Source organism: Streptomyces sp. NPDC079141, assembly GCF_040686775.1.
Lineage (GTDB): Bacteria > Actinomycetota > Actinomycetes > Streptomycetales > Streptomycetaceae > Streptomyces.
Map to the genome: position 1 here is coordinate 183,096 of NZ_JBFBLP010000004.1, position 25,411 is coordinate 208,506.

The 25,411-nt window shown below is 72.1% G+C and carries 23 protein-coding genes and 1 tRNA gene; 5 read left to right on the forward strand and 19 right to left on the reverse strand.

Going from position 1 to position 25,411, the window contains the following annotated elements:
• Positions 1-17 precede the first annotated feature (17 nt).
• The 14 genes from AB0Q90_RS14950 to AB0Q90_RS15015 are packed head-to-tail and all read right to left on the reverse strand — an operon-like array spanning position 18 to position 15,008.
• Positions 18-1,373: a hypothetical protein gene (locus AB0Q90_RS14950; RefSeq protein WP_363162762.1), complete on the reverse strand. Its 1,356-nt coding sequence runs from the start codon at positions 1,371-1,373 to the stop codon at positions 18-20.
• A gap of 32 nt (positions 1,374-1,405) precedes the next feature.
• Positions 1,406-2,488 (reverse strand): SDR family oxidoreductase, encoded by a 1,083-nt coding sequence (locus AB0Q90_RS14955; protein ID WP_363162763.1) that lies wholly within the window; start codon positions 2,486-2,488, stop codon positions 1,406-1,408.
• A complete protein-coding gene (locus AB0Q90_RS14960; RefSeq protein ID WP_363162764.1) occupies positions 2,485-2,931 on the reverse strand; it encodes an SRPBCC family protein in 447 nt (148 codons plus the stop codon). Before AB0Q90_RS14960 ends, AB0Q90_RS14955 begins: the two co-directional genes overlap by 4 nt.
• A gap of 16 nt (positions 2,932-2,947) precedes the next feature.
• Positions 2,948-4,180: an aspartate aminotransferase family protein gene (locus AB0Q90_RS14965; protein WP_363162765.1), complete on the reverse strand. Its 1,233-nt coding sequence runs from the start codon at positions 4,178-4,180 to the stop codon at positions 2,948-2,950.
• A 4-nt stretch (positions 4,181-4,184) separates the two neighbouring features.
• Positions 4,185-4,745 (reverse strand): DUF6031 family protein, encoded by a 561-nt coding sequence (locus tag AB0Q90_RS14970; RefSeq protein ID WP_363162766.1) that lies wholly within the window; start codon positions 4,743-4,745, stop codon positions 4,185-4,187.
• 17 nt (positions 4,746-4,762) lie between these two features.
• Entirely contained in the window at positions 4,763-5,827 is a 1,065-nt protein-coding gene (locus AB0Q90_RS14975; RefSeq protein WP_363162767.1) for a DUF6001 family protein, read from the reverse strand.
• A 31-nt stretch (positions 5,828-5,858) separates the two neighbouring features.
• Positions 5,859-6,818: a fatty acid desaturase family protein gene (locus AB0Q90_RS14980; protein WP_363162768.1), complete on the reverse strand. Its 960-nt coding sequence runs from the start codon at positions 6,816-6,818 to the stop codon at positions 5,859-5,861.
• Position 6,819: 1 nt separating this feature from the next.
• A complete protein-coding gene (locus AB0Q90_RS14985) occupies positions 6,820-7,371 on the reverse strand; it encodes a deoxycytidine triphosphate deaminase (RefSeq protein WP_363162769.1) in 552 nt (183 codons plus the stop codon).
• Entirely contained in the window at positions 7,368-7,943 is a 576-nt protein-coding gene (locus AB0Q90_RS14990) for a hypothetical protein (RefSeq protein WP_363162770.1), read from the reverse strand. The genes AB0Q90_RS14985 and AB0Q90_RS14990 overlap by 4 nt, the downstream gene beginning before the upstream one ends.
• Positions 7,940-8,986, reverse strand: a complete 1,047-nt coding sequence (locus AB0Q90_RS14995; protein ID WP_363162771.1) for a hypothetical protein — start codon at positions 8,984-8,986, stop codon at positions 7,940-7,942. The genes AB0Q90_RS14990 and AB0Q90_RS14995 overlap by 4 nt, the downstream gene beginning before the upstream one ends.
• On the reverse strand, positions 8,983-10,605 hold the full coding sequence (locus tag AB0Q90_RS15000; RefSeq protein ID WP_363162772.1) for an alkaline phosphatase family protein: 1,623 nt from the start codon (positions 10,603-10,605) through the stop codon (positions 8,983-8,985). The genes AB0Q90_RS14995 and AB0Q90_RS15000 overlap by 4 nt, the downstream gene beginning before the upstream one ends.
• Complete coding sequence (locus tag AB0Q90_RS15005) at positions 10,602-11,393, reverse strand: TIGR01458 family HAD-type hydrolase (protein WP_363162773.1); 792 nt, start codon at positions 11,391-11,393, stop codon at positions 10,602-10,604. Before AB0Q90_RS15005 ends, AB0Q90_RS15000 begins: the two co-directional genes overlap by 4 nt.
• Positions 11,390-12,607 carry a hypothetical protein gene (locus AB0Q90_RS15010; RefSeq protein ID WP_363162774.1) on the reverse strand — a complete coding sequence of 406 codons (1,218 nt, stop codon included), beginning with the start codon at positions 12,605-12,607 and terminating at the stop codon, positions 11,390-11,392. The genes AB0Q90_RS15005 and AB0Q90_RS15010 overlap by 4 nt, the downstream gene beginning before the upstream one ends.
• Positions 12,600-15,008 carry a PEP/pyruvate-binding domain-containing protein gene (locus AB0Q90_RS15015; RefSeq protein ID WP_363162775.1) on the reverse strand — a complete coding sequence of 803 codons (2,409 nt, stop codon included), beginning with the start codon at positions 15,006-15,008 and terminating at the stop codon, positions 12,600-12,602. The genes AB0Q90_RS15010 and AB0Q90_RS15015 overlap by 8 nt, the downstream gene beginning before the upstream one ends.
• A gap of 384 nt (positions 15,009-15,392) precedes the next feature.
• Here AB0Q90_RS15015 and AB0Q90_RS15020 point away from each other — a divergent pair, with 384 nt between their 5' ends.
• Positions 15,393-16,520: an ATP-grasp domain-containing protein gene (locus tag AB0Q90_RS15020; RefSeq protein WP_363162776.1), complete on the forward strand. Its 1,128-nt coding sequence runs from the start codon at positions 15,393-15,395 to the stop codon at positions 16,518-16,520.
• A 55-nt stretch (positions 16,521-16,575) separates the two neighbouring features.
• Here AB0Q90_RS15020 and AB0Q90_RS15025 read toward each other — a convergent pair whose 3' ends face one another.
• Together AB0Q90_RS15025 and AB0Q90_RS15030 are read right to left on the reverse strand one after the other, a co-directional pair.
• Positions 16,576-18,108 (reverse strand): amino acid adenylation domain-containing protein, encoded by a 1,533-nt coding sequence (locus AB0Q90_RS15025; protein ID WP_363162777.1) that lies wholly within the window; start codon positions 18,106-18,108, stop codon positions 16,576-16,578.
• Between the two features lie 135 nt (positions 18,109-18,243).
• Positions 18,244-19,029: a hypothetical protein gene (locus AB0Q90_RS15030; RefSeq protein WP_363162778.1), complete on the reverse strand. Its 786-nt coding sequence runs from the start codon at positions 19,027-19,029 to the stop codon at positions 18,244-18,246.
• 164 nt (positions 19,030-19,193) lie between these two features.
• Here AB0Q90_RS15030 and AB0Q90_RS15035 point away from each other — a divergent pair, with 164 nt between their 5' ends.
• Entirely contained in the window at positions 19,194-20,384 is a 1,191-nt protein-coding gene (locus AB0Q90_RS15035) for a hypothetical protein (RefSeq protein ID WP_363162779.1), read from the forward strand.
• Between the two features lie 2 nt (positions 20,385-20,386).
• Here AB0Q90_RS15035 and AB0Q90_RS15040 read toward each other — a convergent pair whose 3' ends face one another.
• The 3 genes from AB0Q90_RS15040 to AB0Q90_RS15050 all read right to left on the reverse strand — a co-directional run bounded on the left by AB0Q90_RS15040 (position 20,387) and on the right by AB0Q90_RS15050 (position 21,834).
• Complete coding sequence (locus AB0Q90_RS15040) at positions 20,387-21,133, reverse strand: alpha/beta fold hydrolase (protein WP_363162780.1); 747 nt, start codon at positions 21,131-21,133, stop codon at positions 20,387-20,389.
• Positions 21,120-21,362 carry a phosphopantetheine-binding protein gene (locus tag AB0Q90_RS15045; RefSeq protein ID WP_363162781.1) on the reverse strand — a complete coding sequence of 81 codons (243 nt, stop codon included), beginning with the start codon at positions 21,360-21,362 and terminating at the stop codon, positions 21,120-21,122. The genes AB0Q90_RS15040 and AB0Q90_RS15045 overlap by 14 nt, the downstream gene beginning before the upstream one ends.
• A 385-nt stretch (positions 21,363-21,747) precedes the next feature.
• A tRNA-Leu gene (locus AB0Q90_RS15050) sits at positions 21,748-21,834 on the reverse strand.
• A 485-nt stretch (positions 21,835-22,319) separates the two neighbouring features.
• On the opposite strand from AB0Q90_RS15050, the gene AB0Q90_RS15055 reads away from it, so the two are divergent.
• From AB0Q90_RS15055 to AB0Q90_RS15065, 3 genes are all read left to right on the forward strand, one after another.
• Positions 22,320-23,189 (forward strand): DUF3662 and FHA domain-containing protein, encoded by an 870-nt coding sequence (locus AB0Q90_RS15055; RefSeq protein ID WP_363162782.1) that lies wholly within the window; start codon positions 22,320-22,322, stop codon positions 23,187-23,189.
• Positions 23,190-23,199: 10 nt separating this feature from the next.
• Complete coding sequence (locus tag AB0Q90_RS15060; protein ID WP_363162783.1) at positions 23,200-23,721, forward strand: FHA domain-containing protein; 522 nt, start codon at positions 23,200-23,202, stop codon at positions 23,719-23,721.
• Positions 23,722-23,819: 98 nt separating this feature from the next.
• Complete coding sequence (locus AB0Q90_RS15065) at positions 23,820-25,403, forward strand: Stp1/IreP family PP2C-type Ser/Thr phosphatase (protein ID WP_363162862.1); 1,584 nt, start codon at positions 23,820-23,822, stop codon at positions 25,401-25,403.
• The last annotated feature ends 8 nt before the right edge of the window (positions 25,404-25,411 follow it).

Sequence of the window (25,411 nt, forward strand, 5' to 3'; positions counted from 1 at the left end):
TCCGTCACACGCGCTGGTCACGGCCACCGCGCCCAGCCGCGCACGTCGTAGCCGAGCAGCTCCGACACCTCGGCGACCTCCGGCAGGTCGAGCAGTTCGCGCAGCTCGGGCCGCTCGCGGCGCCAGCGCGCCAGGGCGGGGGCCGAGGTGGCGTTGACGCGCCGGGGCTCGTCGACGGCGGCGACGCGGTCCTCGGTCAGCCGCAGCCCGATCTCCTTCGCCGTCCGCTCCATCAGCGCCCTGCGGGTGGCGCCGCCGATCTGGAAGTCCTCGAAGCGGAGCCGTACCGGGTCCTGGGCGTGCCGCAGGATGCGCCGGTGGGGGTCGGACCACTGGGCGGCGCACAGTTCGGCGAGCGGGCCGTGCACCAGGTCCTGCCAGCCCTCGCACAGGTCGAAGTTCCACTGCTGCCGCGGGCCCGCGACAGCGCCGTAGGCAGTCATGTCGTGCTGCCAGAACGAGCGGTGCTCCCACCCGTCGAGGAGCCCGTTGACCGAGGCCAGCGGATTGCGGGTGAGGTGCAGCTCGCGCAGGGTCCAGCCGGTGAACAGCTCGTGCAGCAGCGGGACGCGGTACGCGTCGCTCGACGCCTTGATCACCAGCACCGGGCGCTCGTCGTCGAGGCGCGGGCGGCGCTGGGGCCGCAGCGCCAGGAACGGGGAGATCTCCACGATGGCCCCGCCGGGCGGACCCGTGGGCACGGGCACGCCGGGGAAGGCCTCGCGGACGGGGTCGTCGTCGAGGTCGTAGCGGTAGGGGTCGACGGGCAGGCCGTGCGCGCGCAGCGCACGCAGCACGTCCAACGCCGGTTCGGGCGCCCTGCGTTCGCCGGTCACGGCGTCCCGGACCACGGCGACGAGCTCCTCCAGCGGGGCGTCGACCACGTCGGGCCACTGGAGGCGCAGCCGCAGCGCCCAGTCCCAGGCGTAGCGCTCCCACTCGTCGGCGGTCGGCTCGGGGATGTCCTCGCCCCGGCACTCGAAGAGCAGGTTGCGCAGCAGGAACTCGCGCTGGGCGGCATCGAGCCGGCCGCTCTCCACGCACTCGTCGGGCCGCCCGTGGTCGGGGTGGTTCAGGCCGAGCAGGGTGAAGAACAGCCGGTGTTCGCCCGGCAGCGACAAGGCGCCCCGCAGCCCGCCGAGGACCTGCTTGAACACGCTGGTGCCGCCGCGCGGGCTGCCCAGCACGACGGCCACGTCACGGACCCGCTCCGCCGCCCGGTCCTGGTACTCCCGCTCCTCGGGGTACCGCTCGCGCAGATAGGCCATGGCCGCGTCGCGCTCCGCGCGGATCCGCGCGAACGTGGCGCGGCGCCGCTCCAGCAGGTCCGCCGCGACGGGCACCGCGGGCCGCGCGGTGTTCTCAGGGGGCATCTCACTCATCCTCGGTTCCTGTCCTGCGGTGCTCACGAAACCTGGGCGACCCGGGCCGGCCTGCGCGCGTGAGCGGCCTGCCAGTACGTCACGGCGCCGTCCACATAGCTGCTCCAGTGCGGGCACGCGGTCGTGGTGCCCTGCGGCGGACGGGCCTGGGCGTTCTCCAGGTACGGGCGGTAGATGCCGACCAGACGGTCCAGGAACTGCCGGTTGGGCAGGCGGATCTCGGTGACCTTCCAGGCGTCGACCGAGCGGCGCAGGAAGTCCCAGCGGCGGTAGGGCACCAGCGGGACGTCGGGCAGCTCGGGGCGGCCTTCGGCACCGCGGACCCGGTTGAGGGCGACGACGACGGCGGTGACGAGGTCGGCGAGGCGCGGGGCCGCCTCACCCGCCGAGGCCACGACGTCCCGGGCGGCACCGCCGGACGCCAGTTCCTCGGTCAGGGTGCACAGTTCGTCGGCGACCCAGTCGACCGGCACGATGTCGATAAGACCGTCGCGGTCGCCGGGCAGGAACGGCGGCTCGTAGCGCTCGACGAGCCCGAGCAGCGGATAGATGCCGTGGAAGCGGGAGATCGCCCCGGTGACACTGTGGCCGACGACGAGGCTGCAGGAGAACACCGACAGGTCGAGATCGGCGTACTCCCGGCGCAGCATCCGCTCGGTCTCGGCCTTGGTCTCCTCGTAGGTGTTGCGGTACTTCGGGGCGTCGAGGGCCGTGTACGCCGACGACAGGTACAGGAAGCGGGTGTCGCCCAGCCGCCGGGCGAGGTCGGCCGTGTGCCGGGTGACCAGCACGTTGCCGGTGTGCGCCGCCTCGGGGCTGGCCGACCAGCTGACGTTCGCGGCCGCGTGCACCAGGACCGTGCCGGGCGCGTGGCCGAGCCGGTCCCCGAGCGCCTGGGTGCTCGCGCTGTCGGTGAGGTCGCAGACCTCGGCCGTCAGTACGGCCGCCACGGCGCGCGGCGCCCTGGCGAGGTAGGCGTCCGCGCTGGCCCGCGTACTGAACACGCCGACGATCCGCGCGCCGGGGGCACGCTCGGCGAGCCGGGCGAGGAACTCCGTGCCTACGGCGCCCCCCGCGCCCGTGACGATGATCCGTGCTGTGTTCATCGGGCCGCCGGTTCGGGACGGCGCTCGCTGATGGCGGTGAGCATGCTGCGCGAGTTGGAGTGGATGGCCTGGATCCCCACCGGGTCCAGGACGGCCGCCAGCGACGGGATCCCCAGATCGAACTCGATCTCCAGGACGACGTTGACGCCGCCCTCGGTCTCGGTCAGCGTCCACGAGCCGCGGAAGACCTCCAGGTCCCCCTCGGTCTGGTCGAAGTCGATGCGGTGCGGCGGGTGGAAGACGTCCTTCTCCTCCCAGGTGAGCTCGCTGCCGTTGAGCAGCACGCGCCAGGAGCTGAGGGCGGTCTCGGCGTCGCGTTCCAGGTAGTGGATCTCCAGGACGTCCGCCATGTACTCCGGGTGCTTCTCGAAGTCGCAGACGACGTTCCACACGTGGTCGATGCCGACGTCGGGGATGTCCACGGAGGTGCGTACGGTGGGCATGGGAAAGGGACCTTTCTCAGAGGGTCGTCGGGACGGCCGCGACGGCCTGGGCTAGGCGGTCGACCGCGTCCTCCAGGTCGGCCTTGCCGATGCCCGCGCACGGATAGACGCGCAGCACCCGCGGGTCGCTGAGGCAGAAGCTGACCAGGACTCCGCGTTTGGCGGCCTCCAGGACGACATGGCCGGCGACGGACTCGTCCGCGGCCTCCAGGCCGATCATGAGGCCTTCGCCGCGGACCGCGGCGATCCTCGGCTGCCGCGCGAACGCGTCGTCCAGCAGGGCGCGCGCATGCTCGCCCAGCAGCCGCACGTCCGCGAGGAAGTCCTCGCGGGAGACCACGTCGAGCACGGCGCGGCCGACGGCGCCCGCGAGCGCCCCGCCGGCGAAGGAGGAGGCGAGCGCGACCGGGTCGGCGGCGGAGTCCTTGATCCGGCCGGACGCGTGGACGACCGCGGCCAGCGGCAGCAGACCGCCGCCCAGCACCTTCCCGGCCAGCAGCAGGTCGGGGCGCACCTCGCCGGCCGACCGCCACAGCCGGCCGCAGCGCCCCAGACCGGTCTGGATCTCGTCGAGCGCCAGCAGGGTGCCGGTGCGCTCCGTCTCCTCGCGCAGGAACGTCAGATATGACGCCTCGACGGGCCTGATGCCGCCCTCGCCCCGCACCGGTTCGGCGAAGACGGCCGCGACGGTGCCGGTGTCGAGGAGCGCCCGCAGGCGTGCCTCGTCGTCGGGGTCGCCGGGGTCCACGAAGTGCACGGGAGCGGCCAGCGGAACCGGGGAGCGGCCGGCGAAGGAGTCGGACAGGTGCAGGGCGCCGGCGGTCTTGCCGTGGTAGGAGCCGCGCAGGGCGACGAATTCGGTGCGGCCCGTGGCCAGGGCGGCCATCTTCATCGCCATCTCCACCGCTTCGGAGCCGGTGTTGGCGAGGGACACCCGGTCCAGATTCGCGGGTGTGGCGGCCACCAGGGCCTCGGCGAGGGCGGTGGCCTCGGCGTTGCCGAGGATCTTGCCGGACAGGCCCATCCGGCCCAGCTGCCGCTCGGCCGCGGCGACCACCTCGGGGTGGCGGTGCCCGACGAGATGGACCCCGAACGAACCGAGGTCGAGCCAGCGCCGGCCCGCCTCGTCGGTGATCCAGGCGCCCTCGGCGTGCGACTCCGCTGCGGTCATGCCGGTCATGCGCAGCAGCAGCGCCTTGTTGCGTCCGAACGCGGCGGCGTACCGGTCGACGAATCCCGTTGCGGCCATCGCCTCACGCGTCCTTGAGGAAGGGTTCGAGGAACGCCGCGTCGGTGCCGGCCGCCGTGCACAGCTTCGACCAGTTCCGCAGCGCGCGCAGGATCTCGCGCTGCCCGGACGCCTGGAGCGGGTCGGGCAGTTCACCGGGGAACGCGGCGCACAGCCGCTCCCACAACTGCGGCACCAGACCGTCACCGGTGTCGCCCTCGTCGTCGGCGGCGAGCGCGAAGACCTCGGCCAGCCGGTCGCCGTCGAGTCCGGCCAGATCGTGCAGGCCGTACTCCAGGGCGAGGGCGAGCTGGTGCTCCTCGGCGACCGGTACGGCTCCGGCGAGGCGGGTGTCGATGTCGTAGAGCAGTTCGAGGAGTTTGATCCGTACCGCGCGGCGCAGCAGGGGCTGGTCGGCGCCGCCCTCCAGGTCCTCCAGGTAGGCCCGTCCTTCGACGGCGAGGAGCCAGGCGGCGGTGGCCCAGGCCTCGACGGCCTGTGCGGCGGGCAGCCCGCGACCGGAGCGCGCCGACGGGAACAGCCGTACGGCGGCGAGCGGGTCCACGGTCTCGTGGGACGACTGCATGATTCTCCTGTTCACGGTCAGGCGGGCAGCAGCGACAGCACACCGGCGCGCGAGGCGCTCAGCAGGCCGGCCGGGTCGCCGGGCAGTTCGGCGTCGGGGACGACGGCGAGGCGGCCGACGGGCAGCTCCGCCTCGGCGAACAGCGCGGTCGCGCCGACGAGCATCGACGCGCCCGGCAGGAACGCCAACGGGCGTGTGTCCTCGGCGACTTCGAGGAGGAGGGCGGGCTCGTGCCCCTCCCCGGCGATCTCGAAGGCCGCCACGAGGGCCGCCGCGAACGCGGGCGCCAGCGGAGCACCGCCGTGTCCGCGCAGTGTGTCCCGCACCCGCCCGTCGAGTTCGGCGAGGCGGTCGGCGAACGGCGCCAGCGCGGTGCCGTCCGCGCCACCGCCGGCCAGGAACCGCTGCCAGCGCAGCAGGAACCACTTGCGGTTGGAGTACACGTCCCCGGCGTGCGACAGCGCCGCGTCCGCCAGGTGCAGCAGCGCGCCGAGCGCGTACCCGGCGCTGCCCCGGCTCTCTCCCGCGGCCTCGGCCAGCCGCAGATGGAAGACATGCCGTACGGCGGTGTGCAGCGAGGACCACTTCCACACCCGGGCCAGCTGCGGCAGATGGTCGAGGTAGGGCGAACTCCCGTCCAGGCCGACGCCGTTGACGATCCGCTCCAGATACTTGCGGCGCAGCTCGTGGCCCTTGTCCCAGCCGCGGTGGGCGAGAACCACGTCCGCCGGGTCGAGCGCGGCGGCCTTCGCCAGGTCGGCGAGGGCGTCGTCGACCTCGGAGGCACCGTAGGAGACGGCCTCCAGGTGCTGGTCCTGCTCGAAGAGCTGGGTGGCCATGCGGGCGCCCGTGACGGCTTCGTCCTCGACCCGGATGAAGTCGATGTCGCTGGTGGAGTTGGCGATTCCGTGCACCGGCGAACTGGTCAGCAGCAGATGGCGGGCGTCGCCGGTCTTCGCGCGCATCAGCTCGTCCAGGCCGGCGCGGGTCAGGCCCCGGGTGGCCAGGAAGGCGTCGACGTTGCGCAGCCGGGCGGCGGCGAGGCCGTCGGGTGCGCCGGGCAGAAGGGTCGGGTTCGGCATGGGGTTCCTCGTCGTGGAGTGCGGGCCGCGCTCAGGCGGCGGCGCGGTCCTGGCGTGCCTGGGCGATATGGCTGAGCACGCTGGCCCGGCCGAACAGATAGGAGCGGGAGACGTGGGCGCGGTCGCGCACCTCCTGGCTGCGCATGATCTTCCGGTGCAGCAGGCCCAGGTTGTAGAAGGGGACCGTGGGATAGAGGTGGTGCGCCAGGTGGTAGTTGATGGCGCACGGCGAGAACAGCAGCCGCTCCAGCGGATGCGCGAGAACGGTCCGGGTACCGCCGATGCCGCCGTCCGGGTCGCAGCCCACGTGCTCGGCGGCGGCCCGCAGCCGCAGGATCATGCTGAGCGCCGTCAGTGACGGCACGATCCACAGCAGCAGATAGATCAGCCAGCCGCCGGTGACGGTCAGGACCACGGCGAGGGTCGCCAGGTAGGCCAGGAACAGATTGCGCCGGCCGCGTCCCATCGCCCGGGCCACCGTCCGGTCTCCGCGCAGCACGGGCAGCAGGGAGAACTGGTCGAGCGTGTCGACCGTCTTGAGCAGGTTGACGCCCGTGACGTCCCCGGCGAACAGCCGCAGCCAGTCCTGCGAGGTGTGCGAGAGGGCCTCGGTGTCGAGATCGGGGTCGCGCTCGGTGTTGAGGTAGCGGTGGTGGTCGAGATGGTGGCGCCGGTACAGGCTGGTGCTGATGAACAGCGGGAAGGCCAGCAGCAGATCGCTCACCAGGTCGTTGAGCCGGCGCCGGGAGAACAGCGAGCGGTGTGCCCCGTCGTGCATGAGCACGGCGAGCGCATGCTGCCGGGTGGCGATCACCACGATCGCGAGGACATAGCCGTACCAGTGCCCCCACCACACCGCGCCGGCCCCGGCCGCGGCCATGACGGCCCACTGCCGGGCGATGGCGAGCGCCGCCCGCAGCGGCCGGCGGCGGGAGAGGGCGCGCAGTTCGTCCTTGTCGAGGAGCCGCGGTCCCCGCGCGGTCGGCGCCATGTCAGGCCGCCGACCGGGGCGCGAGCCGGGCGGGGCCGGCCGCGTCCTCGCTGAGCCGTGAGGCCACGGCCGCGGTGGAGCCGCTGTACTTGCCGACGTACTGGCGGGACTCCCCCTGCATCGCCCAGAAGGACAGCTTGCCGATGGTCATGCCCGGGTAGACGCGGATCGGGTGGGTGACGCCGATCTCCAGCGTCCACGGGAAGATCGCGCCGGAGTGCCCGAGCGGCGCCGAGAACTGGATCCACATGCCGAGCGTCGACACCGACCGGCAGGCGTAGAGGGTGGCCGCGTAGTGCGGGCTGCCCATGGCCTCCATGGTGCCGCCGAGGTAGAAGCGGCCGGGTTCGAGGACCATGCCCTCGTTGCCCATCACGACCTGGGTGGCCTTCGGCTGCTCGTGGCAGTCGAGTTCGGCCTGCTCGTAGCAGAGGATCTCGGGGGCCAGGCGGAAGCCGTAGCTGTTGGGCTCCAGCCGGGCGGGGCTGAAGTCGTCGATGTGTATGTCGCCCACGGCGACGGCCCGCGCTATCTCGCGTCCGGTCAGGATCACAGCCAACTCCCCATCAGTTCACGCACCTTGGTGCGGTAGGCGGACAGGTCGTCCGTGCTGTTGTCCAGCACGGCGTCGGGTTCGATCAGGTCCAGGCCCGCGGTGGAGCCGTCGGCACGGGTGAGGTCGCCGCGCTCGGCCAGCCGCTTGAGCCGCATCGGCTCGGCGCAGCTGACCCGCACCACGCGGAACCCCTCGGCGCGCAGCGCGGGGGCGTCGACGTGCGGGTCGCGCAGATCGTCGTTGATCAGCAGGTCGGCGCCGCCCTCGACGGCCTCGGCGGCCCGCGCGAGGAAGGCCTCGACGAGGGAGGCCGGATTGATCCGGCGCAGATGTGTCGCCAGGGCCTCCAGCAGCACCTGGTCCTGGTCGCCCGCGCGCAGGGCCACGCCGGCGGCCGCGTACACCTCGGCCTGCAACTCGTACAGGGGTCTGGCCAGCGGGACGCGCGCCACGGTGAGCCCGCGCTCGGCGGCCCACTCGCGGACGATCCCGGCACAGGTCGACTTCCCGGACCCGGACAGTCCGATCACCGCGACCCGCAACGGCCCGGCCGCCCCCCGCGCGCTCACGCGAGTTCCTTCAGTACGGCGTCCAGGTCGACGTCGAGGGTGCCGGTGAGGCGGACGACGCTCAGGCCGGCCAGCAGCGGCCGCATCGCGGACAGGGTGGCGTAGAACTCCTTGTAGTCCGGCACCAGATAGTGCTGCCAGCCGAAGAAGGTGGTGTCGACGGAGCGGTCCACGATGGTGTTGAGCGCGGACCAGCGGGCCCCGGGCTCGGTCACGGGCGTCACGCGCAGCGGCTCGCCGGGCTCGACGCGCGGCAGCAGCAGTCCGGCGAGGCGGTGCGGGGCGGGGTCGAACTCGGCGCCGATCCACTCCTCGAAGACATCCGGGTCGAGCAGCAGCTTGTGCCGGTCGGCCAGCCCGTCGAGGCCGGTACCGGTGGCGGCCTCGACCCGGGCCGCGAGGTCCGGGTGCTCGCGCAGGGTGCCCACGCCGACGTACGGGTAGTCGCGCCAGGCGCGCACGGTGATGGAGCCGTCGGCCTCGGGGGTGCAGAACAGCTTGTCGCCGGAGAAGTACTCCCAGCCGCCGTTGCCGATCACGGACAGCAGCGTGGTGGTCTTGCCCGCGCCCTTGGGGCCGGCGATGGCATGGACCCGGCCGTCGCGGCGTACGGCGGAGGCGTGCAGGACGACCGTGCCCCGGGTCTCCTCCGTCCTGATGACCAGGTCGCGGACGAAGTCGATGATCTGGATCGCCGAGCCCTCGCCGATCGCGATCTCGAAGTCGCGGTCGGTGGCGGCGTCCACCGGCACGTCCACGACGGTCTTGTCGTTGCGGTAGACCAGCCGCTCGCCGCGCCGGGAGAGCAGGGCGTCGAAGGTGAACTCCGGTGCGCTGCTCCGCCGGATGACCGCCGGCTCGCCCTCGGGCTCCCCGCGCACGGACGAGAGCGGCAGCACCCGGATCCGGTAGGTGGGCCGCTCGGCCACGCCGTCCGACAGCAGGTGGCGGAAGAACCGGCGGACGGGCTCGAAGGCCGCCACCGCGTCATCGTCGACCTGGAACTGAACGGTCGTGCCGATGAAGGTCAGTTGGAGATTCATACGGGGCTCGCACTCCGGTCGGTTCGGATGGCCGTCAGCCGGCTCAGCACCAGCTCGGCCGGCCAGGTGTTGTCGATCACTCCCAGGTCGCGGCCGCGCGACAGTCCCGGGCCCGTCGCGGCGAACACGGCGTGCAGCCGGTCGTCGCCGCCGTTGGTGACATGGGCGCCGGGCTTGCGCGCGGGATGCACCGGGCGTCCGTCGGCGGGCAGGTCGGCGGACGGCAGACAGTCCGGGTCCAGCAACAGGTCCAGCCGGTGGCCGGCGGCCGAGGCCCGCAGCTCGCGGACCAGGGGCCGGTCGCCGCCGGGCGCCCGGACCCGGGTGAGCAGCTCGCGCACCCGCGCGGCGACCTCGTACGCGGGTGCACTCCCGTCGTCCGTGCGGCTGTTGATCCACAGCGAGCCGTTGTTGACGGGGTGGTAGTACGCGGCCGAGCGGTCGGGGTCGAGCCGGCCCGCCGGGTCGACGACGGCCAGGCCCGCCTCGTACAGCACCTGGTTGGGGTGGAGCGTCCACGCCGTGCCCGCCATGCCGTGGTCGGCGCCCAGGACAACGGTGTCCTCGGCGCGGGCGCGGTCCAGGACACGGCCCAGCAGCGCGTCGGCCTGCCGGTAGCAGCGGGCGATGCGGCGCCACACCTCGGGCGCGACGTCCGGGCGGTGGGCGGCGCTGCGCTCGTCGCACCAGCCGAGCAGCTCGTGTCCGATGTCGTCGGTGGTCGGCAGGTACATCACCACGAGGTCGCTGCGATGCCCGGCGAGCACGAGGTCCGCCGCGGCCGTGAAGCCCCGCCCGACCAGCTCGGCCGACGACAGCAGCAGGTCCTCGGCGCCGCCGTCGCCTCCGTCGACGAGCCGCGGTCCGAACAGTCCGGCCCGGTAGCAGGAGCCGAGGCTCTCGCCCGCGAAGTACGGCACCTGGCCGAGCCCGTCGGTGAGCGCGGTGTCGTGCCCGACGGTCCTGGGCGCCCACAGGCCGGTGTGCAGCAGCATCGACCGCCCCCGCACCCGTGCCCGCCGCAGCCAGATGCCGGTGCCGGCGTCCAGCGGCAGCGGCGTCCACTCGTCGGTGACCTGTGCCTCGCCGTACCGTCCGCGTACCTGGACGGCGTCGGCCCCGGCCTCGGCGGTCAGCTCGTGCGGGCCGACGCGGAAGGTGAAGCGGGCCTCGCCCAGCTCGTGCGCCCCGTGCCGGGCCAGGCGCCGGCTGTAGGCCTCGGTCGCGGCATCCAGCCAGTCGGGAACGGCGCCGGACCCGGTGACGGTGTCGGCGATCCACGGCACATGCACGGCGCTGGTGGTCAGGCCCGACCGGCCGGCCGTCTCCCACACCGCGGGCCGCCGGCACGCCGAGGGGTCGAAGCCGGACACCGAGTCCGCCAGGCGCCCGGTGGGGCTCGGCACCCGGAAGCCGGTGACACCGTGCTCCTCGGGCCAGGTCCCGGTGAACAGGGTGGCCAGCGACGGCGGTGTCTGGCAGTTGGGCTCGGGCGGCCGGGCCGCCGCGAACACCCCGGAGGTACGCAGCCGGCGCACCGCGGGCAGCTGTCCCTCGGCGTCCAGGCGGTCCACGATCCAGTGCGCGGCGGCGTCCCACACCAGCCAGTAGACGGTCACCCGGCCTCCCCGGCGCACAGCTCCGCGGCCAGCAGCGCGGGCAGGCCGGCGAGGGAGTCGATGACGTGGTCGGCCTCCGGCAGACCGGCCCGGCTCTGCTGGTCGGCGTACTTGCCGGTGCGCACCTGTACGGTGCGGGCGCCGATGGCGCGGCCCCCGGCGACGTCGGTGGTGGCGTCGTCACCGACCACGACGCACCGCTCGGGCGCGCAGCCGGCGGAGCGCACGGCGAGCCCGAAGAAGTCGGGGGAGGGCTTGCCGACCAGGCGGGCCCGGGTCTCCGTGCCGTACTCCAGGGCCGCGACGATCGCCCCGGTGTCCAGGTGGTCGCCGTCGGCCCGCTTGAAGTACCGGCCACGCTGGAGCGCGACCAGCTCCGCGCCCGCGCGCACGGCACGGAACGCGGAGTCGAGCAGCGGATAGTCCAGAACGTCCCGGCAGTCCCCGACGACCACATGGGTCGCGGTGGCGTCGCCCGCGAAGTCGGCGAGAGCCCCGCGCACCGCGTCGGACACCACGAGCAGCGCCGTGGCACCGGCGGACGCGAGCACCAGCCGGGCCGCGGCGACCGGCGTGAACAGCTCCGCGGGATCGATGTCCAGACCGAGGTCCGCGAGCTCGGTGAGGATCGCGGCCGGCGGCTTGGAGTCGGTGTTGGTCAGGAACCTCAACCGCACGCCCTGCGCGCGCAGTTCGGCGATCGCCTCGGCGGCGCCCGGCAGCAGTGCGCCGCGGGCGTGCACGGTTCCGTCCAGATCGATCAGCGCGGCGCGGTCGGCACCGGTCAACACGGATCCGCCAGCCGGGCCAGCTCGGGCCGCCGGGCCACCGCGTCCTTGAGGAAGGTGCGCTTGGAGTAGAAGGAGCGCTCGGCGGGCAGCCCGTGCTCGGTCAGATAGCCCTCCAGCCAGCCGGCGAGCACCTCGAACTCGGCGAGCGCCGCGTCCTCGTCGGGCTCCAGCGGGCTACGGGTGCGCAGATACTCCAGTTCGCACTGGGAGAGCACCACGTCCTTCGCGCCGTACAGGGAGCAGTGGTCGAAGAAGATGCCGTAGACATGGCCGGTGCGCACCGACTCGAAGTTGACGTCGTAGCGCACGCGCCTGAAGGGCGGCAGCGGGCGGATCTCGACGCCGAGTTCGGTGCGGATGTAGTGCCCGTACTTGCCCGGTTCGATGTCCAGGCCGTACGTGTGGGACTCGCGGCGCGAGAAGGTGTCCTCCGCGTACCACTTCCGCTTCATCAGCTGCTTGCCGTCGGTGGTCGGGATGAAGGAGACATAGCCGCGCTCCGCCTCCGGACCGGTCACCTCGAAGAGATGGTTCTCGTAGTCCCAGGCCTGGAACTCGTCGCGGTACTCGGGGATGAACCCGGTCAGCTCACCGGCGTGGATGCGCCGGTTGAGTTCCACGGTGAGGGCCCAGATGTCGGGGGCGGGGTCGAGCGTGTACTTGTACTCCAACTCCTGGCCGGGGAAGCACTTGCGGTAGTAGCGCTGGTGGTTGTTGAGGAACAGCGCGTGCTCGGCGTGCGCGGCGAGCGCCGGGGCCAGCCAGCCGAGTGCCTCGACGGGGCCGGGGCCGACCGGCTCGGTGGTGACGCGGACGAAGCAGGCGTCCTCGGCGAGGAAACGCACCTGCGTGTACACGTGGTAGCCGGCCTCGGGGGAGCCGGTGACATAGGCCAGCGGGACCAGCGCGGAGGCGCTGCCCGGGGTGAGCGCGGCAAGAGCCTCGCCTGCCACGGCGTGCGGGAACAGCTCCTCGCCGGTGATCCGCGCCGAGGCTCCGGTGCCGGCCGCGACGGTCTCGCACGCGCCGAGCCCGGCGAAGCGGACGACCACGGTGTTGGCGACCCCGCCGGGGTGCTGGGCGGGGACGGCCACCAGGCTGACCGGTTCGTCCTCGCGCAGCGCGGCGATGCCGTTGAGGAGGTGGACGCCGCCCACGGCGAGCCACGCCCCTTCCGCTTGCGCGGAGACGGCCGGGGTGTTCTCAGGCATGCTCGCTCCTTGCGACCGAGGCGACGGTAACGGATCCGTCGGCGATGACGGCCTGTGCGCCGTCGGGGACGTCGGCAAGACCGCTCGCCGCGACGGCGGGCACACCGGCCTCGCGCAGCAGGATCGCCAGATGACACAGGGCGGAGCCCTGCTCGAAGACGAACCCGGCGACCCGGTCGAGCAGCAGCGACAGCACCGCGTACGGGCGTGCGACGCGCACCACGGGGCGTTCGGGCTGCGCCGCGACCAGGTCGAGGAGCCGGGCGATGCCCTCGTACTCGGAGACGTCACGGGACTTGTTGATGCTCACCGCGGGCCCCACGGACAGCCTGCTGAGCAGCTCGTCGTCGTCGAGAGTGAGCAGCGGGCCGGTGGCGCTGCCCGCGGAGATCAGGGCCCCGTCGGCGCCGACCACCACGCTGTCGCCGCCGAGTACGGAGTAGTCGACGAACAGCAACTCCTCGTCCTCCAGCACCCATTCGAGGGTGACGTCGCCGTACCGCTCCTGCATTGCCGCGGTCAGCCGGCGGATCGTGTCCAGATGGCGTACGACGGGTTCGGCGCCGTCGGGTGCCGTGGTCCGGCCGTCCTCGTCGACGACGACGGCATCGGCGCCCGCGGTACCGCGGTTGAGGGCGAGCAGCCCCTCCGGGGTGTACTCGACGACGAGCCCCCGACCCGCCGATCGGGAGATCACGCCCAGCTGGCCGCGTACGAAGTCCCGTACGACCACCGCGTGTTCGCCGTCCGGCGCGCCGCCCGAGGTGACCTCCAGGAGGCGACGCACCACCTGTTCCTTGGGGACGACGATCTGGCGCAGGGTGTCACCGAAGTCCAGCACGCACTCCCCGCTGGGCCCCTCGGCGAGCGTCGCCTCCAGTTGTGCGGCGCTCTCGGGGTCGCGCAGCACCCGCGGCGAGAAGCCGATCACCCAGCCCGCCCCGACCCGGACATCGAGGGAGGCGGCGAGCCGGTGGGCCGGACCGCGCTTGGCGGAGTAGCCGGCGTAGACCTCCTCCACCTCGTGCAGCGAGGCCCCGGCGGGCAGCTTGTCGAAGTACATGCGGGCGGTCCACAGACCCGCGCTGCCGGTGGCGGGCGCGGCGCTGCGCCGGGCGGTGACCGGGCGCACCTGGAGCACGCGTACCCCGGAGTCGTCCACGGCCCACTCCACGTCCACGTCGTGGCCGCGCTCGGCGCGCAGTTCGCGGGTCACGCGGACGACGTCGGCGATCAGTTCGGCGTGGCCGGCGGGCAGCGCCGTGAGGTCGGCGGAGGTGGCGCGCACCGGGTCGGCCGTGCCGGAGACCAGGGCGTCGGCAAGCCCCTCGACGTACTCCACGGCGACGTCGTCGGAGGTCCCGTCGAGGCCGGTGAAGGCCACTCCGGCGAGGCGGGGGTCGACCATCTCCTGGACGAAGAGGGCCAGTCGGGGCCGCGGGTCGAAGTCACCGGCCCGGACCCGGGCGGCGACCGCCGGCGGTGCGTAGTAGGAGCGGCGGCACTCCTCCACGGCGGCGAGGACCCCCTCGACGCCCTCCGCGCCGAGGACGGACTGGTGCACGCCGGCCAGGCTGGCGGCGGCGGTGTCCTCGTCCAGGCCGGAGGAGCGGACGGCGAACCGGCGGCCCTCCAGCCCGTCCCCGAACAGGTCGTGCAGCCGTTCGCCGATCAGCCGCCGGGTCTCGGACGGCAGGGCCGTTGCGGCGGCGGTCCGGCCGATGAGGTCCATGGACTCGGTGAAGAACGCGCCGACGGTGGCGCGCAGTTCGCTGAACAGCTCGGCCATCCGGGCCTCGGCGTCCGTGTCCATCGCGGCGTCCAGTTCGGCGGCCGGCACCGCGAAGGCCGTCGGCACCCGGAACGAGCGGGAGGCCGCGGCGAGAGAGGCGAACTTGCCGCCGACCTGCCCCGGGTCCGGGGTGGTCTCCAGGCCCGGCAGCCGGTGTCTGGCGAGTTTCTTCTCGAAGTCCCGGTGGATGTCGCTGGACCGCGGGCCGACAGAGCCCTGGTACTTGCCGTCGTACAACTCGACCTCGCCCTGCGGACGCCACCACATCATCTGGCCGATATTCATGCCGGGGTAGACGCGGACCCGGTTCATGGTGAACAGCTGGAGCGTCCACTGGCCCTCGTAGCCGATGTCACCGAGGCTCGCCGAGAGGTTGATGAACAGGCCGAGGCGGGCCACGGAGGAGCGGGCCGCGAAGGTCGGCGCGTAGCAGCGTCCGCCGAGCACCTCCTCGGTGTGTGCCAGATATAGCTGTCCCGGCTCCAGGACATATCCCTCGTCGGGGATGTCCAATTCCTCGTAATCACTGGGATGCCGCGGGTCGAGCGGCATCTTGGTGTAGACGCGGAGCTTGCTACCGAGCCGGAAGTTGTAGCTGTTCGGGTTCACCTGCGAAGGCTCGAAAGGCTCGATGGTGATTCGGCCCGCCGCATGCTCGCGCGCAATCTCGCTTCCGGTAAGGATCAACGCATCTCCCCCAAGTTGTTCTTGCGCATGACCATGCCGTGAGGGGAATATGTCATCTACATGAAAACTGATCAACCCTGTCGGCGCGTCATCTCACACAGTGGAACGCCCCAACCCGCTTCCCTGCCTGGGAAGTTGAGGGTCCATTAGTTCCCAGCCGCCCCTGATTCAAAACCTCGGCCAGAACCTCCGGGAGACACTTTGCCCGCCCATCGCCCGCACGCCGTTGTCGTAAATGCCGCGAAGGTCTACCCTCCGCGAGAGTTGGCGCGACTCAGCGAATTTGCGACCGTTTCGGTCATTACGATGCCCGCATTCGCCCACCGTTACCGGGAAATCGGCGATGTGCGCCTGGTGGACTCCCTGTACCACTTCGACCAGGTGCGGGAAGCCGCCCGCGCGATATACGAGGAGCGGGGTATCGATTGCGTGATCGGCCCCGCGGAACGCAGCGTTCCGGTTGCGGGTCTGATCCGCACCTGGTTCGGGGTGCCCGGCATCGGCTTCGACGCGGCCATGCGGTTCAGCAACAAACACCTGATGAAGCAGGCGCTGCGCAGGGCCGGGCTGCCGGTGACGGACTGGACCTCGATCCCCAACCTGTCCCGGCTCCCGGCGGCCTTCGACGAGTTGGGCGGAGTCCCGGTGGTCGTCAAGCCGGTCTTCGGCGGCGGCAGCCAGAACACCTTCGTGGTGCGCTCCCGTGCGCAGGCCGAGGAGCTGGGCGGCAAGGAGGAGGCGGCCGGACTGCGCTCCGCCGCCTTCCCGCTGATCGTCGAGCGGTACGTCGACATCGACACGGAGTACCACTGCGACGGCGTCATCCACGAGGGCAAGGTGCTGTTCTCCGGCGTCTCCCACTATCTGGTGCCGCCGCTGCAGGAGCAGTACGGCGCCGTCGCCGGATCCATCGCCCTGTCGCCCGCCGCCCCCGAGTACACCGCGATCCAGGAGCTGCACCGCCGCGCGGTGGCGGCGCTGGGCCTCGACTCCGGCGTCACCCACCTCGAAATCCTGGGCAGCGGCGAGGAGTTGCTGATCGGCGAGATCGCCTGCCGGCCCGGCGGTGACGGCGTGACCGACCTGGTGCGACTGCAGCACGGGGTCGACCTGTGGCAGGCGTTCACCGACGCCTCGGCCGGCCGCGCCCCGCGCGTGGACCCCGTCACCGATCCGCGCACCGTCCTCCTCGTCGACCTGCCCATGCGCTCCGGCGAGGTCACCGCGGTCAGCACGGCGGGCGACTTCGCCGACCTGCCGCAGGTCGCCCAGGTCGACGAGTTCGTGGCCGTCGGGGACGTGATCCGCGACTTCCGCCGCGGCACGGCGGCCGTACGCGTCTTCGCACTGCTGGACGACCCGGGCGACGCCCCGGCGTTCACCGAACGCCTGATGGAGCGCTTCGTCCTGGACACCCGGCCGGCCGAGGACTGAGCACCGGGCCGCCGGCCGGGGAACGCCCCGGCCGGCAGCCCAGGCCGGTCCCGGCTCAGGCCATCGCGCGCAGCCGGCGGGTGTCGGGCTTGCCGCCGCTGAGACGGGGGAGTTCGGGCAGAACGGTGAGGGAGTCGGGGTTCATGTAGGCCGGTACGGCCCGCAGCAGTTCCGTACGGACCTGCGCGGCGTCCAGGTCGGGGGCGACCACGAACGCGCGGATGAGGGTACGGCCGTCGGGCCGGTCCACGAGGGACACCGCGTCCCGGACACCGGTGACGCCGAGGAGCGCGGTGGTGACCTCGGTCATGGAGATGCGGTTGCCGCTGCGCTTGACCACGTTGTCGGTCCGGTCCAGGTAGACATAGAGCCCGTCCTCGGTGCGTTCCACCAGGTCACCCGTGCGGTACACGGTGGCGCCGGGCACCAGGTCGGTGCGCAGGACCCGCTCGGTGACCTCGGGGGCGCCCCAGTAGCCGGCCATGACCTGGACACCGCTCACACACAGCTCGCCCGGCACTCCCGGCTCGGACACCGGCTGCCCGTCGGCGTCGACGAGATGGAAGGCGACCCCGGGATCGGGGGTGCCGAGGGGAATCTTGCGGCCGGACTCGCACCACTCGCGGGTCACCAGGTGCGTGGCGACCACGACAGTGGTCTCCGTGGGGCCGTACCGGTTGAACACGCGCAGCTGCGGCCGGTGTGCGAGCAGCGCGGCGATCTGCTGCGGGGTGCAGTCCTCGCCACCGAGCCCGACCGTGCGCAGCTGCGAGTCGGCGAGCCGGGGCAGGTCGCGCGAGGCGGTGAGCAGGCGCAGCAGGCTCGGCGAGAAGGAGGTGTGCGTGATGCCCTGGTCCAGCAGCAGCCGGAAGAACTCGCCGGGCAGCAGCGGCCCGTGGCGCGCGATGACGAGTGAGCCGCCCATGGCGAGCACCGAGAAGATGCTGCCGAAGGAACCGTCGAAGTGGAACGGCGAGACGCACAACGCCCGTGTCTGCGCGCTCAGTCCGAACGAGCCGACGGTGTTCGCGATGAAGTTGCGCAGGCTCGCGCGGCGGATCATCACTCCCTTGGGCCTGCCGGTCGTGCCCGAGGTGTACACCAGGTAGACGACGTCGTCCGCCCCGGCCGCGGGCTCCCCGGCCGACCCCGCGCCGGGCGTCGCGTCCAGCTCGTCCAGGTGGACGGGGAGCAGATCCTCCTCGGCCTCGGCGGACAGCGCGTGCCCGGCGGGTACGACGGTCAGTGCGACGCCGCAGTCGCGGGCGATGCCCCGCGCGCGGGTCTCCGGGTCGGAGTACGGCACCGGCACGAAGATCGCGCCCACCGTCATACAGGCGAGGATCGTGACGACGTACTCGGCGGAATTCGGCAGCTGGATGCCGACCCGGTCACCGGCCGCGACCCCCCTGCGGACCAGGGCCCCGGCACGCAGGGCGACGCGCTCGCTCAGCTGCGCGTAGCTCAGCGCGGTGGTGGTGTCCCTGACGGCGGGCCGGTCCGGGGCCTCGGCGGCGTACCGGCGCAGCGCGCGGACCACGTCGGGCACCGGCGGATCGGCGTCCCGCGTGGCGGGGTCTGACAGCATGTGGCGTCCTTTCCTACGGCAACCTGCGTCTTGTCACAGCCGTGCGGCCCGTCTCCTACGGCAACCTGCGTCTTGTCCCAGCCGTGCGGCCCGTCTCCTACGGCAACCTGCGTCCTGTCCCAGCCGTGCGGCCCGTCACGACTGCCCGGCGTCACGCCGCCGCCCGGTGACCGTCACGAGGACCGCCGCGACGAGCGCCGAGAGGAGCAGCGGACGCCCGGGGGAGGGCACGGTCGCGGCCAGAGCCGCGAAAGCGGCCGCGGCGGGCCAGGTCAGCGCGGTGTCGCCGAGCAGGAACCCCCGTACGCCCGTCAGCTCCCGGGCCTGCTCCGACTGCGGCGCGGAGCGCAGCCGCAGAACGGCCAGGGTGACGGCGGTCGCCGCCGCCGCGCTCACCCACCAGTCGGCCGGTGCGACGGCGGCCGCCCCGGTCGCGGTCAGCGCAAGAGCCAGGACCGCCTTGGGAAGCCGCTCCGGCGGCATGGGCAGGGCACGCGGCGCGAGAAGCCCGGCCCCGGCCACGAGGACGACGAACGTCCACCCGCAGGCCCCCCACCACGCCGGGCGCGCACCGGCCGCCGCGGCGAGCGCGACGCAGGCGAGTACGGCCTCGACACCGGCGGCGAGCACGACCGCGAACACCGACCGCTCGCCGCCCGGCAGGGGCCGCAGCAGCCGCAGCACGGCGCGCACCAGCCACTGCAGGCCGATGAGCAGGACGACCGCCGCCGCCGTCACCCGCACCGCCCGCCCGGGCAGCACGGCCGCCGCGCCGACGAGCACCCCCAGGCAGAGCAGCGCGACACCGGCCGCGGCCGCCGCCTCACCCCATGCCCGGGGCCGCCTCCCGGAGAGAACGGCCAGCGCCTCGCCCCCCTCCAGCAGGCAGAGCAGCGCGGCCGTACCGGCGGCGGCGAACATCACGGGATCATCACGGGCAGCAGACTGACACGGGCCACCGACTAGATCAATACCCGTCTCACGGCGGCCGGTTGGCCACGCACGACCCCAACTCCATCTCACATACTGAGGCGTTGACCTGCCAACTCTTGACCCTGCACCACACGATCGACCAGTCTCGCCCAATGCGCGTACTGGTTCTGCAACAGCCGAGTTCCGTCGCCCCGTTCGAGTCCTGGCTGCAAGAAGCGGCCCCCGGCATCGAGGTCCGGCTGATCAGCGGGGCCGGCACCGGGCGCGCCGACGACGACATCGCGCCCGGCGTGCGCCGCGAGGTCCTCGACGACTACCACTCCCCCGCGACCACGCGCCGCATCTTCGAGGTGTGCGCCGAGTGGCGGCCGGACGTGGTCTTCTCCAATGCCGAGGCGGACGTGCTCAGGGCGGCGGAGGCGCGCACCCTCTTCGGCATCGAGGGCATGCCGTCGTCCGCCGCCGTGCTCTACCGCGACAAGGTGCTCATGAAGCAGCTCTTCGAGGGCATCACGGTCGACGGTGTCGAGGTGGAGGCCGTCCCGCACCGCCTGCCGACCAGCGGCGAGGACGTCCTGGCCGCCTGCGCGGAGCTGGGCCCCGTCGTCCTCAAACCGCGCGACGGCTCCGGCTCCGTGAGCGTGCAGGTCCTCGCCACCCGCGAGGAGGCGGTCGAACGGCTCGCCGCGCAGCCCGAGTTGCTCACCGCGCTGCACCGCAGCGAACTCATCCTCGAACCCTTCGTCGAGGGCGACGTCCACCACGTGGACATCCTGGTACGCGACGGAGCACCGATCCTGATCTCGCCCTCGCGCTATCTGTACCCGCCGCACCTCTACTCGACGTACAACACGGGCTCCGTCATGACCGACGAGGGCTCACCCGAGCACGTCTTCCTCAGCCGCTTCGCCGAGGCGCTGACGGCCAAGGTCGGCAAGGCGCACCGCCCGAACATCATGCACCTGGAGATGTTCCGCACCCCGGACGGCCGCTACCTCGCGGGCGAGGTCGCCTGCCGCGGGGGCGGCGGCCTGGTCAAGGAGTCCATGCGGCACACCTACGGCGTCGACCAGGCCCGGGCCGCCTGCCTGCTGAGCGCCGGCCTGCTGAACGAGGAGACCTTCCTGAAGCGCACCGGCCCCCAGTCCGGCTGGATCCTGGAGACCGCCTCGCCCTTGGACTACGACCGCTCGGCCCGCCCGTCCTGGCTGCCGTACACAAAGGAGACGCCTCGCCCGGACCGGCCGTCGTCCTCCGTGGACGCGGGGCTGCGCTGCGTCGTGGAGGGCGGCAGCCGACGGGAGATCGAGGAGCGCATGACCTCCCTGCACCGGCCGGCCTGACGTCACCTGAGCCGGCCGCCGATGGCCGCCAGCAGCTCCTGCGGTGCCTGCTTCAGATAGAAGTGCCCGCCCTCGAACTCACGCTGCTCGAAAGCCCCTTGGGTCACCCCGGCCCAGGCCCCCAGGTCGGCGGGGGTGGCGATCGGGTCGTCCTTTCCGGTGACCGCGAGAACGGGGCAGCGCACACCGGGCCCCGGCACGCTCGGCGCATAGCTCTCGTCGACCGCGAAGTCGGCCCGCAACAGGGGAAGGAAGAACTTGTACGTCTCGGGGCGGCCCAGAAACGCGCTCGGCACGCCCCCGATGTCCACCAGCCACGCCACGAACGCGTCGTCGTCGAGCGAATGACTGCGGACCGCCCGCCGCGGGGCGTAGGGGGACCGGCGCCCGGACACGATCAGCGCGCGAGGCCCCGGCACACCCTTGGCCTCAAGCCCGCACGCCACGTTGTAGGCGAGCGCCGCGCCAAGACTGTGGCCGAAAAAGGCATACGGCCTGCCGTCCTCCTGACAGACCGCCAGCGCGGCCGTCAACTCCTCGACGAGAAGGCCCGCTTCGGTGTGAGCGGGCTCGGCGCGACGCTCTTCCCGGCCGGGCAGTTGGACCGTGCACACGTCAATGTGCGGCAGGAACCGCTCCCGCCACGGTGCGAACAGCGACGCGGACCCGCCGGCGGGCGGAAAGCAGAAAAGCCGTACCGCGTCACGCGTCGCGCCGGGCGTCGCGCGGAACCATTCAGGCACTGCCACGTATCTCTTCGACGACCTTGGCCAGCTCGGCGATCGTGGATGTCGTCGAGTACGGCATCTGGTCGCCCTGGAAGGAAATGTCGAGTTCGTGCTCCAGCCAGACATAGGCGGTCACCAGCTGAAATGACGTGATGCCCTGCTGCTCGATCGCCACGTCGTCCTGCAGCGACTCCACAGGGACCTCGGCGGCCTCGGAGAGGGCCTTCTTCAGCACGGAAAGCATGTCCATCGTGTCGTCCTCCACTGCGGCCGGAGAAGCATCAGGAAAATCGAAGAAGTCCGGCCGAATCAACAAAGTGAACGGGAACTTGGAAAATCTCGAAGAATCTCAAAATGACCGGAGCCGGACATTAAATGCATTGCACAATCAATACCGCCGCAGTCTAAGCGGCTCATAATGCGGGTCGCAAGATCCTTACCGGGACGGTCTCGCATCCTGGACCGCGGCCCCGAGGCCGCGCACGCCGCCGTGCGCCGGGCGCGAGGAGTGAGACGGCCCACACCCGACAGCCGGCCGAGGAGCAGCGGACACGTGTAAGAACCGTCACACCGGAGCCACCGTGCCCGGACACAGCGAAACGGGCTCATCGTGATCACGATGAGCCCGTTCCCTATGGTGCGCGAGGGGGGAGTTGAACCCCCACGCCCTTGCGGGCACTGGAACCTGAATCCAGCGCGTCTGCCTATTCCGCCACCCGCGCATTGGGTGTGTCTTCCGGCTCCTGGCCTTGCGGTCCGGCGCCTTCCGACACGCAGAACATTAGCACGCTGGACGGGGTGGATTCACATCCCTTCCCAGCGGGCAGCCGCCCACCTGCACCGCAGCCGGCGGTGCGGCACCCGCCGGCCGCCCCCGGGCACTGTCGTCACGTATCAAGCCGTACCTGTTCACGTATCAACCTCGTACCGGTCCGGCCCGTCTCCCCAGGAGCCGGACCGGGTCCACAGTCAGGTGCGGGACACTGGTCTCCGGCCGCCTCTACGATCCTTGGCAGGACGAGGTCCGAGAAGAGTTCGAAGGGGAGCTCCGCAGGGAACTTCGTCAGGCGTCGACACCCGTCGACCGGGTCGACAGGGGGAACCAGCCGATTTACCGGCGCGTGGATACGATCAGTAAGCAGTACCAGGTAAGGCAGCACCCGCAAGGCGGGCAGCAGGACGGAAGCAGCTACGGAGGAGGTGCCCCATGGGAGTCCTGAAGAAGTTCGAGCAGCGTCTCGAAGGTCTGGTCAACGGCACCTTTGCCAAGGTGTTCAAGTCCGAGGTGCAGCCCGTGGAGATCGCGGGAGCGCTCCAGCGCGAGTGCGACAACAACGCGACCATCTGGAACCGCGACCGCACGGTCGTCCCCAATGACTTCATCGTGGAGCTCAGCGCACCCGACTTCGAGCGCCTGAGCCCCTACTCCGGGCAGCTCGGCGACGAGCTCGCCGGGATGGTCCGCGACTACGCCAAGCAGCAGCGCTACACCTTCATGGGCCCCATCAAGGTCCACCTGGAGAAGGCCGACGACCTCGACACCGGTCTGTACCGGGTGCGCAGCCGCACGCTGGCCGGCTCCACCAGCCAGCAGGGCCCCCAGGGCCCCGCGCCCGCCGCCCCGGCACCCGGCCGTCCGCCCGGCGGCTACGGTTACCCGCCCGCCGCTCCGGCCGCACCCGCGGGAGCCCCGCCGATGCCGGCCGCGCCGCCCCCCGGCGGCGCCCGCCCCGGCGGCTACGGCTACCCGCAGCCCGCGGGCGGCCAGCGCCCCACGGCACCCGCGGCCGGCGGCCGCACCCGCTACTGGATCGAGATCAACGGCACCCGCCATCAGATCTCCCGCGCGACGCTGGTGCTGGGCCGCAGCACCGACGCCGACGTGCGGATCGACGACCCCGGCGTCTCCCGCCGGCACTGTGAGATCCGGACCGGAACGCCCTCGACGATCCAGGATCTCGGGTCCACCAACGGCATCGTGGTGGACGGGCAGCACACCACCCGCGCTACGCTCCGCGACGGCTCGCGGATCGTCGTGGGCAGCACCACCGTTATCTATAGGCAAGCCGAAGGGTGAAGCGGGGGCAATGTCAGAGCTGACCCTCACGGTCATGCGGCTGGGTTTCCTGGCCGTCCTGTGGCTGTTCGTGATCGTGGCCGTGCAGGTCATCCGCAGCGACCTGTTCGGGACACGCGTCACCCAGCGCGGGTCGCGCCGGGAGGCCGGACGCCAGCAGCAGCAGCCGGCGCGGCAGGCGGCGCCGCCGCAGCAGCGCCAGCAGGCCGGCGGCGGGGGCGGCCGCCAGCGCCGTAACGCCCCCACCAAGCTCGTGGTCTCCGAGGGCACGCTCACCGGTACCACGGTCGCGCTCCAGGGCCAGACCATCACGCTGGGCCGGGCGCACGACAGCACGATCGTGCTGGACGACGACTACGCCTCCAGCCGGCATGCCAGGATCTACCCGGACCGTGACGGCCAGTGGATCGTCGAGGACCTGGGTTCCACCAACGGCACGTACCTCGACCGAACGCGGCTGACGACCCCCACACCGATTCCGCTGGGCGCGCCGATCCGCATCGGCAAGACCGTTATCGAGCTGCGGAAGTAGTGCTACGTCATGAATGAGCGCGAGCGGAGCGAGCACGCAGCGTGGGCCCCCACGACGGGCCCCGGCGCGCTCCCGACCGGAGGGTGGGCACCGTGCGGATGTACCCGGAGCCAACGGGCGAGGTGCGCATGAGTCTGTCACTGCGCTTCGCCGCCGGATCGCACAAAGGCATGATCCGGGAGGGCAACGAGGATTCCGGTTACGCCGGTCCCCGCCTGCTCGCGATCGCCGACGGCATGGGCGGAGCGGCGGCCGGCGAGGTCGCCTCCTCCGAGGCGATCTCCACGATCGTCGCCCTCGACGACGACGTCCCCGGCTCCGACATCCTCACCTCGCTCGGCACCGCCGTACAGCGTGCCAACGACCAGCTGCGCTCGATGGTCGAGGACGACCCCCAGCTGGAGGGCATGGGCACCACGCTCACCGCCCTGCTGTGGACCGGCCAGCGCCTCGGTCTGGTCCATGTCGGCGACTCGCGCGCCTATCTGCTGCGCGACGGCGTCCTGACCCAGATCACCCAGGACCACACCTGGGTGCAGCGGCTGGTGGACGAGGGCCGGATCACCGAGGAAGAGGCCACCACCCACCCGCAGCGCTCCCTGCTGATGCGCGCGCTGGGCAGCGGCGACCATGTCGAGCCCGACCTCTCCATCCGTGAAGTCCGTGCCGGCGACCGGTACTTGATCTGCTCCGACGGCCTCTCCGGCGTCGTGTCCCACCAGACCCTGGAGGACACCCTCGCCAGCTACCAGGGCCCCCAGGAGACCGTGCAGGAGCTCATCCAGCTCGCGCTGCGCGGCGGCGGCCCCGACAACATCACGGTCATCGTCGCGGACGTCCTCGACCTGGACACCGGCGACACCCTCGCCGGGCAGCTGTCCGACACCCCGATCGTGGTCGGCGCGGTCGCCGAGAACCAGCACCAGCCGCACGACAACGGCATCATGCAGACCCCGGCCGGCCGCGCCTCCGGGCTCGGCCGCCAGGTGCCCGGACAGGGCGGCGGGGGCGGCGAGTTCGGCCCGCCCGGCTCCGGCGACATCACCGGCTTCATCTCCACGGACGGCTTCGGCGACTACACCGACGACGACTTCGTCAAGCCCGGCAAGGGCCGCAAGTGGCTGAGGAGATCCCTCTACTCCGCGCTCGCGCTGGCCGTCCTCGGCGGCGGTCTGTACGGCGGCTGGAAGTGGACGCAGACGCAGTACTACGTCGGCACCAACGGCGAGCACGTCGCCCTCTACCGCGGCATCAGCCAGGACCTGGCCTGGGTCTCGCTCTCGAAGGTCGAGAAGGACCACCCCGAGATCGAACTCAAGTACCTCCCGCCGTACCAGCAGGAGATGGTCGAGGCGACGATCGCCGAGGGCGGCCTGAAGGACGCCCAGGCGAAGATCGACGAACTGGCCCTGCAGGCCTCCGCCTGCCGGAAGCAGGCCGAGCGGCAGGCCGCCGAGAGCGAGCAGAACTCGAAGACCGGCGAGGGCGAGGCCGGAGGCACCACGGGAACCACGCGTACCTCCCTCACGTCCAAGGCGACACCGACACCGAACCCGTCGGGTTCACCCTCGGGCTCGCCGTCGACCTCCCCGTCCCCGTCCACGACCGCACCCACTCCCACTCCCGGCCCCACCCTCTCGGAGGAAGAGCAGAAGGTCGTCTCGAAGTGCGGTACGCAGTAGGCAAGCCG